The 14,657-nt window shown below is 66.6% G+C and carries 15 protein-coding genes; 12 read left to right on the forward strand and 3 right to left on the reverse strand.

Annotated features, from left to right (window positions below):
* Positions 1 to 68: 68 nt before the first annotated feature.
* Positions 69 to 260: a helix-turn-helix domain-containing protein gene (locus tag CAFEL_RS01125; RefSeq protein ID WP_194560118.1), complete on the forward strand. Its 192-nt coding sequence runs from the start codon at positions 69 to 71 to the stop codon at positions 258 to 260.
* Between the two features lie 209 nt (positions 261 to 469).
* Positions 470 to 571, forward strand: a complete 102-nt coding sequence (locus tag CAFEL_RS01130) for a 30S ribosomal protein bS22 (RefSeq protein WP_003855542.1) — start codon at positions 470 to 472, stop codon at positions 569 to 571.
* Positions 572 to 743: 172 nt separating this feature from the next.
* Here the strand turns inward: CAFEL_RS01130 and CAFEL_RS01135 are convergent, their stop codons facing one another.
* On the reverse strand, positions 744 to 1,751 hold the full coding sequence (locus CAFEL_RS01135) for an HAD family hydrolase (RefSeq protein WP_194560119.1): 1,008 nt from the start codon (positions 1,749 to 1,751) through the stop codon (positions 744 to 746).
* An 84-nt stretch (positions 1,752 to 1,835) separates the two neighbouring features.
* On the opposite strand from CAFEL_RS01135, the gene CAFEL_RS01140 reads away from it, so the two are divergent.
* From CAFEL_RS01140 to CAFEL_RS01185, 10 genes are all read left to right on the forward strand, one after another.
* Positions 1,836 to 2,072, forward strand: a complete 237-nt coding sequence (locus tag CAFEL_RS01140; protein ID WP_194560120.1) for a glutaredoxin family protein — start codon at positions 1,836 to 1,838, stop codon at positions 2,070 to 2,072.
* Between the two features lie 46 nt (positions 2,073 to 2,118).
* Complete coding sequence (locus CAFEL_RS01145; protein WP_290172068.1) at positions 2,119 to 3,444, forward strand: glutamyl-tRNA reductase; 1,326 nt, start codon at positions 2,119 to 2,121, stop codon at positions 3,442 to 3,444.
* Positions 3,445 to 4,326 carry a hydroxymethylbilane synthase gene (hemC, locus tag CAFEL_RS01150; RefSeq protein WP_194560122.1) on the forward strand — a complete coding sequence of 294 codons (882 nt, stop codon included), beginning with the start codon at positions 3,445 to 3,447 and terminating at the stop codon, positions 4,324 to 4,326.
* Positions 4,327 to 4,747: 421 nt separating this feature from the next.
* Positions 4,748 to 6,484, forward strand: coding sequence for a uroporphyrinogen-III synthase (locus CAFEL_RS01155; RefSeq protein ID WP_194560123.1), 1,737 nt, complete (start codon positions 4,748 to 4,750; stop codon positions 6,482 to 6,484).
* A gap of 48 nt (positions 6,485 to 6,532) precedes the next feature.
* Positions 6,533 to 7,534: a porphobilinogen synthase gene (hemB, locus tag CAFEL_RS01160; protein WP_394354793.1), complete on the forward strand. Its 1,002-nt coding sequence runs from the start codon at positions 6,533 to 6,535 to the stop codon at positions 7,532 to 7,534.
* Between the two features lie 10 nt (positions 7,535 to 7,544).
* Positions 7,545 to 8,141 (forward strand): hypothetical protein, encoded by a 597-nt coding sequence (locus CAFEL_RS01165; RefSeq protein ID WP_194560125.1) that lies wholly within the window; start codon positions 7,545 to 7,547, stop codon positions 8,139 to 8,141.
* 3 nt (positions 8,142 to 8,144) lie between these two features.
* Positions 8,145 to 8,666, forward strand: a complete 522-nt coding sequence (locus CAFEL_RS01170) for a hypothetical protein (RefSeq protein ID WP_194560126.1) — start codon at positions 8,145 to 8,147, stop codon at positions 8,664 to 8,666.
* The gene (locus CAFEL_RS01175) at positions 8,663 to 11,269 is read left to right on the forward strand and encodes a heavy metal translocating P-type ATPase (RefSeq protein WP_194560127.1); all 2,607 of its coding nucleotides are present in this window, start codon (positions 8,663 to 8,665) and stop codon (positions 11,267 to 11,269) included. The genes CAFEL_RS01170 and CAFEL_RS01175 overlap by 4 nt, the downstream gene beginning before the upstream one ends.
* An 11-nt stretch (positions 11,270 to 11,280) precedes the next feature.
* Positions 11,281 to 12,330 (forward strand): uroporphyrinogen decarboxylase, encoded by a 1,050-nt coding sequence (gene hemE, locus CAFEL_RS01180; protein WP_194560128.1) that lies wholly within the window; start codon positions 11,281 to 11,283, stop codon positions 12,328 to 12,330.
* On the forward strand, positions 12,330 to 13,778 hold the full coding sequence (locus CAFEL_RS01185) for a protoporphyrinogen oxidase (protein ID WP_194560129.1): 1,449 nt from the start codon (positions 12,330 to 12,332) through the stop codon (positions 13,776 to 13,778). Before hemE ends, CAFEL_RS01185 begins: the two co-directional genes overlap by 1 nt.
* Here CAFEL_RS01185 and CAFEL_RS01190 read toward each other — a convergent pair.
* The gene (locus CAFEL_RS01190; protein WP_194560130.1) at positions 13,775 to 14,191 is read right to left on the reverse strand and encodes a type II toxin-antitoxin system VapC family toxin; all 417 of its coding nucleotides are present in this window, start codon (positions 14,189 to 14,191) and stop codon (positions 13,775 to 13,777) included. The genes CAFEL_RS01185 and CAFEL_RS01190 overlap by 4 nt on opposite strands.
* The gene (locus CAFEL_RS01195) at positions 14,188 to 14,595 is read right to left on the reverse strand and encodes a FitA-like ribbon-helix-helix domain-containing protein (RefSeq protein ID WP_194560131.1); all 408 of its coding nucleotides are present in this window, start codon (positions 14,593 to 14,595) and stop codon (positions 14,188 to 14,190) included. Before CAFEL_RS01195 ends, CAFEL_RS01190 begins: the two co-directional genes overlap by 4 nt.
* Positions 14,596 to 14,657: the final 62 nt, after the last annotated feature.

A 14,657-nucleotide genomic window follows, 5' to 3' on the forward strand; every position in this document is an offset into this window, starting at 1 on the left:
CACGTGCGTGTTCGTCCTGCGGGAGGGGAAGCCTGCAGCGCGTTTGCGTGCCGAGAGGTATGAATTAAGTGGTTAACGAAGATAAAGGAAAGTTCCTGACGGTCGCCGAGGTCGCGGAGATCATGCGCGTATCCAAGATGACCGTTTACCGCCTCGTCCACTCCGGCGAGCTGCCCGCCGTCCGTGTGGGCCGCTCCTTCCGCGTGAACGAGACGGCAGTGAACGAGTACCTGGAGTCCTCCGTCTACGACGTGGGATAGTCCAAGGTCTCGTTTACAGGGCCCCGAGAAAACACCCGCCGCACCGGTTTTCACGGTGCGGCGGGTGTTTTGGCACTGAAAAGGCCTGCCGGTATGCTTTGAACGATCAGGTCGGCCACCCCCTGTGGGAGTGTGCACCTCCCGCGAGCCGCGGAAGCGGTTGCGCCGGCCGCGTACGTACGCACTTTGAACAGAAAAGAGGTAGCCCAATGGGTTCAGTGATTAAGAAGCGCCGCAAGCGCATGTCCAAGAAGAAGCACCGCAAGATGCTCCGCCGCACTCGCGTGCAGCGTCGTAAGCTCGGCAAGTAAGCCGCGAGCTTTACCCGCCCCATCGAGGGCGGGTTTTTCATTTCCGCGGGGAGGATGCTTACCCTCAGATGCTTACTCCTCGACGAACCATCGGCCCCACCCCGCAACAGTCCCCAGAAATAAGCATCCTGGGGTAAGCATCTAGCACCCAGTGCCCTGACCCGGACCGCCCCTACCGGCGGCGGCGCCACCACCACAGGCCCGCGGCAGCCAGCACGGCCGGGACCGCGCCGGCGCGCACCACCCTGCGCATGGAGCGGTAGTCGCGCACCGCCCAGCCCTGGGCCTTGGCATGCTTGCGCAGCGCACGGTCCGGGTTGACCGCCACGGGGGAGCCGACCATGTTCAGCATGGGCAGGTCGTTGATGCTGTCGGAGTAGGCGGTGCACTTGGACAGGTCCAGCTGCTGCAGCGCAGCCAGGGCCGCCACGGCGTGCTTCTTGCCGGGGCCGTGCAGGATGTCGCCGACCAGGCGGCCGGTGAACTTGCCGTCTTCCTCTTCCGCCACGGTGCCCAGCGCCCCGGTGAAACCGAGTGTTTCGGCCAGTGCCTGGCCGATCTGCACCGGGGTGGCGGAGACTAGCCACACCTGCTGGCCGGCGGCGAGGTGCATGGAGGCCAGCTCGATGGTGTCGGCGTAGGACTTTTGTAGCATCCGGTTGTCCACAATCTCCCGGCAGGCCTGCTTGAGCTCCTCGACGCTTTTGTCCTTCACAATAGCCAGGGCTTGCTCGCGGCCCTCGGCGATGTCGTCGGCGTTTTCGGAGCCGGAGACGCGGTAGCGGATCTGCTTGCGCAGGGCGGGCGCCAGCTCGGACAGGGTGATGAAGCGTTTCTTAAACAGCCCCTGGGCAAGCAGAATCAGCGAGGAGCCTTGGATGAGCGTGTTGTCCACGTCGAAAAACGCGGCCGCTTCAGTGTCCTGGGGGATTTCCGGGTCGGGCGGGGTGATCTTTTGGCGGCCGGCGGTTTCGAAGGCGCCGCCGACGGAGTCCACGCCGAGCGCAAAGTCGTCGATGTTGATGCCGAAGGTCTCTTCCACCGCGGCGGCTGCGGCGGCGCGACCGGCGGTGCGCTGCGCGTCGTCGTCGAGAGGCGGCATGACGCGCTCTTCGAGGAAGCGGCGCAGGTTGCCCTGGGACTGGGACCACTGCGCGAGGAATTCGCGCTGATCAGACATGAAGCTTCGGGCCCTTTCGGGTGGGGGTGTTAGCGTGTGCAATCGTACAACGCCCTGGCAACAGCACTCACAGGAGGAGCGGGGATGAAAAAGGTGGAGCTGATGGTCCGGTCCACGTGCGGTTCGTGCGAGCGGGTGGCCGGCCAGATCGCCCCTGTGGTGGCAAAGCACGGCGTTCAGCTCGCGCTGGTGGACGTGGACCAAGACCCGGAGCTGGCTGCGGAATACGGCGACCGGGTGCCGGTTGTGGTTATCGACGGCGATGAGTTCGCTTGCTGGGAAGTGGACAACGACGACCTCGACGCGGCGCTGTCCAACTAAAGGTCTATCCTTTAGTGTGATTTTCAACCGGACTGGAGGGTTTTGCGTGAGTGTTCTGCTTGTGGGGATGTCGCACAGGTCCGCGCCTGTGGCCCTGCTGGAGCGGCTCAGCATGGACACGGCGGTCCAGAACGGGGCGGCCGGCGCACTGGTGAAGCAGCCGTCTTTGTCGGAAGCGATGATCATCTCCACGTGCAACCGCCTGGAGGTCTACACCGTCACCAACGCGTTCCACTCGGGAGTCGAGGACGTGCTGCGGGTGCTTGCAGACGTCTCCGGCGTAGACGCCGCCGAGCTGCGCCGCTACCTGTACGTGCGTTACTCGGACGCGGCCGCGGAGCACATCTTCACCGTGGCATCCGGCCTGGATTCAATGGTGGTTGGCGAGCAACAGATCATCGGCCAGGTGCGTTCCGCCTACGTCGACGCCGTGGAGCGGGGCACCGTGGGCCCGAACCTGCACTCGCTGGCCCAGGCGGCGCTGCACACCGGCAAGCGCGTCCACACCGAAACGGGCATCGACGACTCGGGCGCGTCCATGGTCACCGTCGCACTCGAGGAGGCGATGGAACTCATGCGTATCGACGACCTCCGGGGCAAAACCGCACTCGTCCTAGGCGCCGGCGCGATGAGCTCGCTTTCCGCCACGCACCTGGGCAAAAAGGGCATTGACAAGCTGGTGCTGGCCAACCGCACCCGCGACCGCGCTGAGCGCCTCGCCGAGCACTCCCGCGAGGCCGGCGTGCCCGCCGACGTGGTGGACTTCGCCGACCGCGCCTCGGTGCTGGACCGCGTGGACCTGGTGGTCTCCGCCACCGCCTCCGACGAGTTCACCATCACCCCGGCCGACATCCCGGGCCCGCTGGTGCTCGCGGATCTGTCGCTGCCGCGCGACATCGACGACGCCGTCGCAGACATCGACGGCGTGCACCTGGTCAACATCGAGTCACTGCACGAGAAGATGCGCGGCAGCGACACCGCGGACTCCCGCGCGTTGCGCCGCGCCGAGGAGATCGTGGCGGAAGAGGTGGACACGTTCGGCTCGGAGCAGCGCGTACGCGAGGTGGCCCCGGCGGTGACCCGTCTGCGTCGCAACGCCGCGGAGATTTCCGGCCAGGAACTACAGCGTCTGCGCACCCGCCTTCCGGAGATGTCCGAGGACGACTTTGATCAGGTCAGCCGCATGGTCAAGCGTGTCGTCGATAAGCTTTTGCATCAGCCGACAGTGAAGATCAAAGAGCTGGCGGCGACGGCGGAGACGGTGAGTGTAGAAGAGGCGGTCACCGAATTGTTCGGGCTGGAAAGCCCCTCCGTGGCGGTGGACGCGCAGAAGCTGCCGCTGCCCGAGGAACTGCACGGCAAGGAGAAGTAGATGTTCAAAATTGGCACACGCGGATCCCACCTGGCCACCACCCAGACCGGGCACGTCCGCGACGCGCTGGGCGAGCACGGCCACGCGGCCGAACTGCAGATCGTGACCACCCCGGGCGACTTGTCCCAAGCGCCTGTGGAGCGCATCGGCATCGGCGTGTTCACCTCCGCGCTGCGCGACGCACTGTTTAACGGCGAGGTGGACATCGCCGTCCACTCGTTCAAGGACCTGCCCACTGCCGACGAGCCGCGCGCCCACATGATCATCCCCACCCGCGAGGACAGCCGCGAAGCGCTCATCGCCCGCGACGGACTGACCCTGGCTGAGCTGCCCGAAGGCTCGCGCGTGGGCACCTCCGCGCCGCGCCGCATCTCCCAGCTCAAGGCGACGCGCCCTGACCTGGACATCCGCCCGCTGCGCGGCAACATCGAGCGCCGCATGAGCTACGTGGAAGACGGCGAGCTGGACGCGATCATCCTGGCCTACGCAGGCCTCGTGCGCGGCGGCTACGGCGACCGCGCCACCGAAGTCTTCGCGCCCGAGGTGTTCATGCCGGCTCCCGCCCAGGGGGCGCTGGCCGTGGAGTGCCGCTCCGACGACGCTGTGGCGCGCGAAGCAATCGACAAGCTTGTCGACGCCGCCGCCACCGCCGAATCCACCGCAGAACGCTCAGTGCTGGCCCGTTTGGAAGCAGGCTGCACCGCGCCGGTCGCAGCCTCGGCCGTATTCGACGGCGCGGGCGTGACCCTGCGCGCGGGCGTGTTTGCACTGGACGGCTCCCGCCAGCTGGTGGAGGAAGCGCAGGGCACCGACCCGGCCGAGCTGGGGCGCGAGGTCGCCGAGGCGCTGCTGGAGCGCGGCGCCGCCGACCTGATCGAGTAGCGCTGGGGGGCAGAGGGGGCGAATCTGCTCGTTCGCGGACCGTCTAGCAGTCCCTCTCGTGCTGCTAGACGATCCGCATGCGCGCGAGGCATTTCTCCAGGTGATATTGGAAATGCTTGTCGGTAGTAGCGTCATCGTCTAGTAGGGGGACCGTGCTGCTAGACGGTCCGGGGGCTGAAGGCCCGGGGGATGTTGGCAGCAGAGGGGGCGCGGGGGCCTGGCGACGTACGCGACGCGGCAGCGCCAAGAAGCACTGGAATGCAGCGCTGGTTTTGTTCTCGGGCTGAAGCATTTTATGGTGGAGATACCATACGTTCGATACCCTCCGTGCAATCGGGTCGGTGGGCCGCTTTCAGGCCGATCAACACCGCGAACCCAGCCGCGCGGGGGCGGTTTATTTGTGCCTAGAAGAGATTTCTCCATGACAGAGCCCACTCACACCCCCCAGCCGGGGAAGGTGATCTTCGTTGGCGCTGGACCGGGCAACCCAGAGTTGCTCACGGTTCGCGCCCGCGAGGTAATGGAATCCAATTCTATCGCCCTCGTGGACCCTGAGGTGTCAGCGGGGGTCCGAAGCGTCGTCGGGTCGGCGCTGCCAGTGCCGAAAGCCAAGATGGACGCGGCGAACGAGCGATACGAGCAGATGTGCGCCGAGGCGAAAGCGGCCGGTGCGAGGCGTAAACCGCCCCGCCCCGAGGACCCGACTGCTGCGGAGCTGCAGGAGGTTGGGCTGGACGGCGGCGTGATCGTCGAGAAGCTGAAGCTCGCGCTGAAAGAAGCCGCGGACATTGTGGAACGCGGCGAGGCTGGCGACGGCGACGTGATCCGCCTGGTGTCCGGCAACCCGCTGACGCGCGACTCCGTGATGGAGGAGATCTCCGCGGTCGCGGCCGAGGGCATGGAGTTCCAGGTCGTGCCGGGGATGTCGCTGCCGTCGACGGTGCCGTCGTTCGCCGGTATCGCGCTGGGCTCGACCTACACGGAAGCCGACTTGAACAACGGCGACGTGGACTGGGACCAGCTCGCCGCCGCGCCGCAGCCGCTGGTGCTGCAGGCGAACCAGGAGCACCTGGCGGATATGGTGGAGCAGCTCACGCAGCGGGGCTTCCAGGCGTCCACGCCGGTGACGGTGACCACGCGCGGCACCACCCGCCTGCAGCGCACGTTCGACGCGACGCTGGGCACCGTGGGCAAGCTCGACGCCGAGCTGGAGGGGCCGCTGGTGGTCACCCTCGGCACCGCGGCGGACGACCGCTCGAAGTACTCGTGGTGGGAAAACCGTCCGCTGTACGGCTGGCGCGTGCTCGTGCCACGTGCGAAGTCCCAGGCGGGGCCGATGAACGCCCGCCTGTCGCAGCACGGTGCGATTCCGCAGTCCGTGCCCACGATCTCGCTGGAGCCGCCGCGCAACCCCGCGCAGATGGACCGCGCGATCAAGGGCATCGTGGAGGGCCGCTACCAGTGGATCCTGTTCACCTCGGTCAACGCCGTCGACGCGGTGTGGTCGAAGTTTGAGGAGCTGGGCTTGGATGCCCGCTCGTTCGCCGGCGTGCACTTGGGCGCGGTGGGGCAGAAGACCGCCGACGCGCTGATCGCCCGCGGCATGCAGCCGGAGCTTCTGCCGCACCGCACGAAGCAGAATGCGGCCGGACTGGCGGAGGCGTTCCCGGAGTACGTCGAGGACATCGACCCGGTCTCGCGCGTGCTGCTGCCGCGCGCGGACCTCGGCTCCGACGTGTTGGTGGACGGCCTGCGGGAAAAGGGCTGGGAGGTCGACGACGTGGTCGCCTACCGCACCGTGCGCGCCGCCCCGCCGCCGCCGGAAACCCGCGACATGATCAAGACCGGCGGCTTCGACGCCGTGTGCTTCACATCCCCGTCGACGGTAAAGAACCTCGTGGGTATTGCGGGCAAGCCTCACTCGCGCACGATCATCGCCTGCATCGGCCCGGTCACCGAGGCGGAGGCGCGGGAGCAAGGCTTGCGTGTCGACGTCGTCCCGGAGGTCGCCGACATCCCCAACCTCGTCGACGCCCTGGCGGAGCACGTGGCGGGTCTGCGTGCGTCGGGGCAGTTGCCGCCGCCGCGCAAGAAGCGTCGGAAGGCAGCGAAGGCTGACAAGAGCACCGGCGGGGATACCGCGGCCGCGGCTGGCTAACAATGCGCCAGCTGGGTCGTGTCGGGTGCGCGTTCTAAGATGTGGCGCATGGCTGATTACGACTTGACTCGACGCCCCCGCCGCTTGCGGCAAACCCCCGCTATCCGTGAGTTTGTCACGGAAACGCGACTGCACCCGGCAGACTTCATCCTTCCGCTGTTCATCGCCGACGGCATCGACGCCCCGCGGGAGATTCCGTCCATGCCGGGCGTGTACCAGCACACCCCGGAATCGCTGGTTGAGATCTGCCGCGAGGCACTCGACGCCGGCGTGAAGTGCGTGGACCTGTTCGGCGTGCCGCGTGATGAGGACAAGGACGCCACCGGTTCCGTTGCGGTTGCCGACGACGGCGTGCTCAACCGCGCGATTGCGCTGCTGCGTAAGGAGTTCGGCGACGAACTGATCATCATGGCGGACACCTGCCTGGACGAGTTCACTGACCACGGCCACTGCGGCGTGCTCACCACCGACGCGCACGGCAGGGAGGTGGTGGACAACGACCCCACCGTGGAGATCTACTGCGAGATGGCGGTGGCCCAGGCGCGCGCGGGCGCGCACATCGTCAGCCCGTCCGGCATGATGGACGGCCAGATTGAGCAAATTCGCAAGGCGCTTGACGACGCGGGCTTTGCCGACGTTGCCATCATGGCCTACTCCGCGAAGTACGCCTCCAAGTTCTTCGGGCCGTTCCGCGACGCGGTCGGCTCCTCGCTGAAGGGCGACCGCCGCACCTACCAGCAGGACCCAGCGAACGTGCGCGAGTCGCTGCTGGAGACGGAGCTGGACATCGCCGAGGGCGCGGACTTTGTCATGGTCAAGCCCGCGCTGCCGTACCTGGACGTGCTGGCCAAGATCGCGGAAATGTCCCCGGTGCCGGTGGCCGCCTACCAAGTCTCCGGCGAGTACGCCATGCTCAACGCCGCCGGTCAGAACGGCTGGATCGACTATGAAGAGACGATGATGGAAGCGTTGGTATCCATCAAGCGCGCCGGCGCAGACCAGATTTTCTCCTACTACGCCATCGAGGCAGCAAAGAGGCTCAATGGTTAGCTTGCCGCCAATGACTCCGGGGTCGCCGAGCAGGGTGGGACCGGAGGCCGTCGAGAAGCACAAGGGCTCCGTGCCAGAAGCTGTGCGCTACATGCTCGCGGCCTGGACCGTGATGATCGGCGGGGAACTGCTGCACCAGATTTTTGCTGTGGCGGCGAGTGTGATCGACCCGTCCGCGCTGCGTGAGGTGGCCAAGGAACGCGCCAAAAACAGCGACGGCGAGGTCTCCGAGGCGCTGATGAACGCCAGCGTGTACGGCTCCATCTTCATCATGGCGCTGTTGCAACTCGGTGTGATCCTGCTGTTCGTCTTCGCGCTGCGGGCGGTGCAAAAACAGGCGAAGTGGGCGGAAAACGCCCGTCGGCTGCTGCAGATCTTCTCCGTGTTTTTCGCACTGCGCATGCTCACGCTGTTCATGATGGTCCCGGCCTCCACCACGGTGCCGACGGCGATGTTCGGTATCGACGGCGTTATCCAGATCGTCCTTGGTGTTGCGGGCGTGATGGGCGTGATCTATTCAGTGGATAAGGACTCCGTGGCGTGGACCAAGCCGCCCAAGGACAAAGACAGCGCCACTGCGGAGCCGGCGGAGAAGAAGGAGCACTAAACCGTGGCAGGGATGTTCCCGACGATGGTGTCGGACCCGAACGACAGGAACCGGCGCTTCACCGGCGAGGTCGGCCAGACGTGGCCGAAACCGCTGAAGATCGGCTACTACCTGTGCCTTCTTGCGGCGCTGCTGATGTTCGTCATCGCGTTTCTCACTATGGCAAAAGGGGTGCCGGACCGGCTGCCGGATTTGTGGATGATCGAAGGCGCCGACGAGGAGCTCTACGATACTTTCGCACGGAACCAGCGGATCTACACCTGGGGCAGCATCATCCTCGGCTCCCTCATCACATCGTGCTGTGCCTATTTGCCACAAGGCTCGAAAGTCGCACGCCGCTGGCTGGCCGGGTTCATCGGCCTGGCGGTGTTTTTGCAGCTGGCCAGCTTCTTCGTCGGCGTGGCGGGGCTGGCATCCGTCGTCGTGGTTGTCGTTCTGGTTTTCGCTCTGTTTTTCGTGTTCCGCCCGGCCGCCAACGCGTTTGTGGATAAGCGCAGCGGGGACGTGTGGGAAGGGGTGGAATGAGCAAGTACGAGGGCGAGGACCTGGAAAAGCTCAGCACCACCGGGCGCGAAGGCGCCAAGTTGGCCCAGCTGAGCGGAGAGGAGCTCGACGAATACATCGAGGCCGCCCGCGACGCAGCCAGGGAAGCCGGGGTCGACCCGGCCACTGCCCGTCGTGACTTGGACGGCGAACTCGTGCGCCCCAATGCTTCCTACGCCTTCGAGCTGCACGGGCTGGAGGACGGCCCGCAGCTGACAGAGATCGAAGACGCCCTCGAATCCCTCGACGGCGTTTCCGCCCGCCTGGTGTACCCCACCCGCATGGCGTGGGTGACGGCGCCGGCGACCATGCCGCTGCCGCAGCTGATCAAGACCATCGAAGAGTTCGGCGTGACAGCCGTGGTCACGGACTCCACCCTGCAGCGCCGCGCCCACGGCCGCTACTGGACGGAACACCCCATGCCGCGGCGCGCCAAACACCACCGGAAAGAAGAAGCGGCGCACCTTTTGGCCCGCGCCCAGGGGTTCGTGCAGAACAAAACCCGCGCGGAACGCCGCAGCGGCGACGTGCTGTTTACCGCCCGCGACCTAGTCACCCCGGGCAGGCTGTGGCTGGCGGTGGTGCTGACCATCCCGGTGCTGCTGCTGACCTACGTGCCTGCCCTCGGGTTCCCGGGGTGGCAGTGGGTGGCGTTCGCGCTGACCACCCCGGTGGCGCTGTGGTGCGCCTCCCCGTTCCACCGCGCGATGGCCGGGGGCGTGCGCCGCGGGCTCTCGGCGCTGGACGGTGCGAGTTCCATCGCCATTTTGGCGTCGTACCTGTGGTCCTTTGCCATGCTGCTGTTTACCGACGCCGGGCGCATCGGTTACCAATCCAGCGGCACCTGGGTGCCGTTAGACATCGGCCGCGGCCCGGAGCTCTACCTGGAAGTCTCCTGCACGGTGACGACGTTGCTGCTGCTCGGACGCTTCTTTTCTATGCGGGTGCGCACCAACCTGTTGGACGAGTTGGAGGCGCGCCGCCCCGGCGCAGAGTCGACCTACGAGGTCACTCACCGCAAGAAGGGCGGCGGCTGCGAGCGGCTCCCAGCGACGGAGATCATGCGTGGCGACGACGTCCGTGTCCGCGCAGGCCAGGTCATCCCCGTCGACGGGGAAGTGGTCGGCGGATCCGGCGCGATCGGCTGGGAGCTGGTGAACACCCATGACAGCCCACAGTTGAAGGTGGGCAAGCGCGTCGTGGCGGGCTCCGTGCTGCGTGAAGGCGACATCAAGGTCCGCACGATCCGCGTCGGCCACACCACACTTTTGACGGCAGTGCAGCGATGGCTGGAGGAAGCCTCGCGCCACCAGAACGCCGCCACGATGGTCTCCACCCGCTCCGCCAGCATGCTCATCCCGGCCGCGTACGCGATTGCGGTGCTGGACTTCGGCCTGTGGCTGCTGTTTACCGGAAACGTCAACACTGCGGCGTCGACAGCCTTGGCGATCCTGGTGGTGGTTGCCCCGTTTAGCCTTGCCATCTCGCCGGCGCTGGCGATCCGCCAGGGCATCGAGGCCGCCGTGCGCAACGGCGTGCTTATGAGAGACGGCAACGCTTTGAGAGTCCTGTCCAAGGTGGACACCGCCGTGTTCAACCGCGTGGGCACCCTGGTGCTGCCGCAGATGCACGTGGAAACGGTCACCGCCGCAGACGGGGAAAGCAGCGAACTGGTGGTGCGCATCGCCGGCGTGCTTTCTGCAGATTCGGACCACCCGGCCTCACGCGCCATTGTGAAGGCGGCCCGCGAGGTGCGCGACGCCCGCTCCGGAGACCCGCGCGTGCCGGATTGGATTGAGGTCGGCGACGACACAGTCACCCCCGACGGCGAACTCGGCGGCCGCCTCACCGCCACCTGGGGCTCCGGGGAGAACGCCCGCACCCATACTTTCGACGCCTCCCTGTGGCGGCCCACCAACCTGTCCCAACTCAATGGCAAGCTGTTGGTGGCTGCCACCACAGGCGGCACCCCAGTGGTGGTGCGCTGGGACGGCAAAGACCGCGGCGTGATCACACTTTTCGACCCCGCCAAGGAAGACGCTATCCAGGCGGTGGACACCCTGGAATCCATGGGCGTGGAAACGGTGATGCTCTCGCGCGACACCTATCCGGTCGCGCGTCGCTTCGCCGACTTTTTGGGCATCTCCCAGGTGCTCGCGGGCATCCGCTCCCACCAGAAACCCGCCGCGGTGCGTGCCCTGCACACCCAGGGCGGCATTGTGGCAATGGTGGGCGATTCCAGCGTGCTGCCGGTGCTGCGCGTGGCGGACTCCGGCATCCTGTACGCCGGCGAGGACCTCTACGGCACCAAGGCGCCGAGTTGGAACAACGTCAGCGACGTGGTGCTCGTGCGCAACGACGTCATGGCCGTGCCCCAGGCCATTGAGCACGCCCGCCGCGTCAACCGCATCGCCGACAGGAACCTGTGGTTCGCCGGCATCTACAACGCGGCCGCCATCGTCCTGGCCGCCGCAGGCGTGCTGCCCCCGGTGGGCGCAACCCTGCTCATGCTGGGAAGTTCCCTGCTTGTGGAGTACAGCTCGCGCCGCGCCAGCCGGTTCCGGGTTCAGGGTCTGCGCCGGTAGGCTTGGGTGCCATGACCAGACGCGATCTCACCAACGCACCACTGCTCGAGGCGGCCTGTGGCCGTACCCCCTCGCGCACCCCGGTGTGGTTCATGCGCCAGGCCGGCCGCTCCTTGCCCGAATACCGCGAAGTGCGCGAAGGCATCCCCATGCTGGACTCGTGCTTCATGCCGGAACTTCTCGCGGAGATCACGCTGCAGCCGGTGCGCCGCCACGACGTCGACGCCGCGATCCTGTTCTCCGACATCGTGGTCCCGCTCAAGGCAGCGGGCGTGGACGTGGAGATCGTGCCCGGCCGCGGCCCGGTGATGCGGGAGGCGGTGCGCACTCGCAGTGACGTGGAGAAGCTGCCCGTGCTGGACAGCGAGGTCGCCGCCGTCGCCGACGGCATCCGCATCATCCTGGACGAACTGAACGACACCCAAGCCCTCATCGGCTTCGTCGGCGCGCCGTTTACCCTGGCCAGCTACCTCATCGAGGGTGGTCCGAGCAAGAACCACGAAAAGACCAAGGCGATGATGCACGCGGAGCCGGAAACCTGGCACGCGCTGATGCGACACCTGGTGCCCACGATCATCGCGTTCCTGCGCACGCAGGTCGAGGCCGGCATCGACGCGATGCAGCTGTTCGACTCCTGGGCGGGCTTCCTCACCGAAGTCGACTACCGCGAATTCGTCCTGCCGTACTCGGAGGAGATCCTCGAATCCGTCGCCGGGGAGATCCCACGCATCCACTTCGGGGTGAGCACCGGCGAGCTGCTCGGCGCGATGTCCGAAGCCGGCAGCGAGGTCATGGGCGTGGACTGGCGCGTACCGCTGGACACGGCCGCGACCCGGTTTGCCTCCCCGCGCGTGCTGCAGGGCAACCTGGATCCGGCGATGCTGTTCGCCGGCACTGACGTGGTTCGCGGCGAGGTCGCACGCATCAAGGCGGAAGCCGCCCGCGCAATTGCAGCGGGCGACGCCACCGGACACATCTTCAACCTCGGCCACGGCGTGCTGCCCACCACCGATGCAGACGCGATCACCGAGGCCGTGCGCATCATCCACGAGGAGAGCTAATGAACATCGCCATCATCGGCGCTGGCCTGGCGGGCCTGACCGCCGCGTACGAACTTCGCAGCACGGGCTCCGCCCGCGCCGGGGCAGAGAACGACCTGAAGGTCGACGTTTACGAGGCTACCGACCGGCTTGGCGGCAAACTGCACACCGTCGCTTTTGAAGCCGGCCCTACCGACATGGGCGCCGAGGCGTTCATGGCGCGTCGCCAAGACGCTGTGGACTTCTTCACCGAGCTCGGCCTCGCCGGCTCGCTGGTGGAACCCTCCGGCCTGCGCTCCCTGGTGTGGGTCGACGGCGAGACGCGGGGGTTGCCCACCGGCGGCGTGATGGGCATCCCGTCCACGTCCGAGACCGTCAAGCACCTGGTCAGCGAGGACACCGCCCAGCGCATCGACACCGAGGCCGACCGCGAAGGCTTCGACTGGGAAGTCGGCGGTGACGCCAACGTGGGCGCGCTCGTGCGCGAACGCTACGGCGACGAGGTGGTGGACAACATCGTCTCCTCCCTGCTCGGCGGGGTGTACTCCTGCACCGCCGACGACCTCGGTGTGCGCGCGACCATCCCGCAGCTGGCCGAGGAGCTCGACCGCCTCGCCGCCGCAGACGGCAAGGTCCACCTGTCCACCGCCGTGGCCAACCTGGAGCGCTCCCGCCGCGAGATGCCCACCGGCCAGGGCGCGGTGTTCAAGACCTTCCGGGACGGCTACCAGGAGGTCTACGAAACGCTAGCCGAGAAATCCGGCGCGGACATCTACATCGACGCGTTTATCTCCGCCATCAGCCTCGCAAGCTCGGCAGATGGGACAGAAGGACCGAAGTACCGCCTCAAAGGCGGCGAGGACAAGGTCTACGACCACGTCATCCTCGCCGTGCCCGCCCCCACCGCGGCGCTGCTGCTCAAAGAGGTCGCGCCTGAGGCCTCCGAGGCGCTGAAAACTGTGAAGCTGGCCAACTCCGCGGTGGTGGGCATGCGGTTTGCCACCGACGAGGGCTTGCCGCAGAACTCCGGTGTCCTCGTGTCTACCGGCGCGGAGGACGTCCGCGCGAAGGCGTTCACGTTTTCCTCGCGCAAGTGGCCGCACCTTGCCGAGCGCGGCGGCGCACTCGTGCGCGCCAGCTTCGGCCGCTTCGGCGACAACGTCGCCATCACCGCCACCGAGGACGATCTCGTGGACTGGGCCCTCGACGACCTTAAAACCATCACCGGCTTCGACGGCCGCGCCGCCGGCCTCGAGGAAATCTACGTCCAACGCTGGCTCGGCGGCCTGCCCCGCTTCGACGAGAACCACCTCGCCACCGTGGCCAAGGTGCGCAGCCTGCTTCTCGACGAACCAAAGGCCTCCCACATCTCCCTCACCGGTGCCTGGGCCGGTGGCGTCGGCGTGCCGGCAGTTATCGCCGATGCGAGGGCCGCGGCGGCAGCTGCCGTCGATAAGCAAAAGCCCTAAGCCCACGGGTTGTGCAGTTCCACCCCTGTGCCCTCGAAATCCTTGGTGTTACGGGTGGCCAGGGGAGCGTTGTGGGCGCGGCAAATCGCGGCGATCATCGCGTCCGCGTCCTGAATCGGCCTGCCCGCCGCCCTACGTGCCGCCTTAACTTGGCCGAACTCGGCGGCAGCGGCGAAGTCGTAGTCCAACACGGCGCCTCGCAACAACAGCTCGTCGAGTGTCGCGGCGACAACCGCAGCCAGCTGCCTAGTTCTACGGCCAGGTGGACGAAGAGCCACGCCGGCCAAGAGTTCGCCAGCTGCGATTGAGGTCGTCCACTTCTCCTGCGCCACCGTGTCCAACCAATGCACGCACCGCTGGTCCGGCTGGGGCTTCAGCAGCTCCGACATGACATTCGTGTCGAGGACGATCATGACAAACCCGGGAGGTTCCTGCTGCCGGTGCGTTCTGGGAGTTCGAAGTCCTCGAAACCACCGTGCTCCCTGGAAAGCTCGTAGATGAGCCGGCCCGCGTCAACGGGGCGGGTGCCCCTCTCCAGGATCGCGCGAGCTTCGTCCTCAACCGAGCGGCTGTGTTTTTGGGCCAGCTCGCTGAGTCGACGTTGCGTCTGGTCCGGCAAACTGAGGGCCGAAAGCCCACCATGCTTCACGTAGGCCACCTGCTGCTTTCCTGGAAAGGCTGCCGCCTGAAGAATGCTCCTCGCCTGTGACTCCATCGATCTGCCATTTTGCTTCGCCTGGCGTTGGAGCTGCTCTTTGACAGCTATATCCAGCCCCCGGATGGTCAGGGTCGCTGTAGTGCGGTCTTTGCGGGACACCGTTGGCCTCCTCTTTTTGCAAGTGCTGGCACAATGCTAGCAACGTGCGGGCACTTTGGGTA

Source organism: Corynebacterium afermentans subsp. lipophilum, from assembly GCF_030408375.1.
Classification (GTDB): domain Bacteria; phylum Actinomycetota; class Actinomycetes; order Mycobacteriales; family Mycobacteriaceae; genus Corynebacterium; species Corynebacterium lipophilum.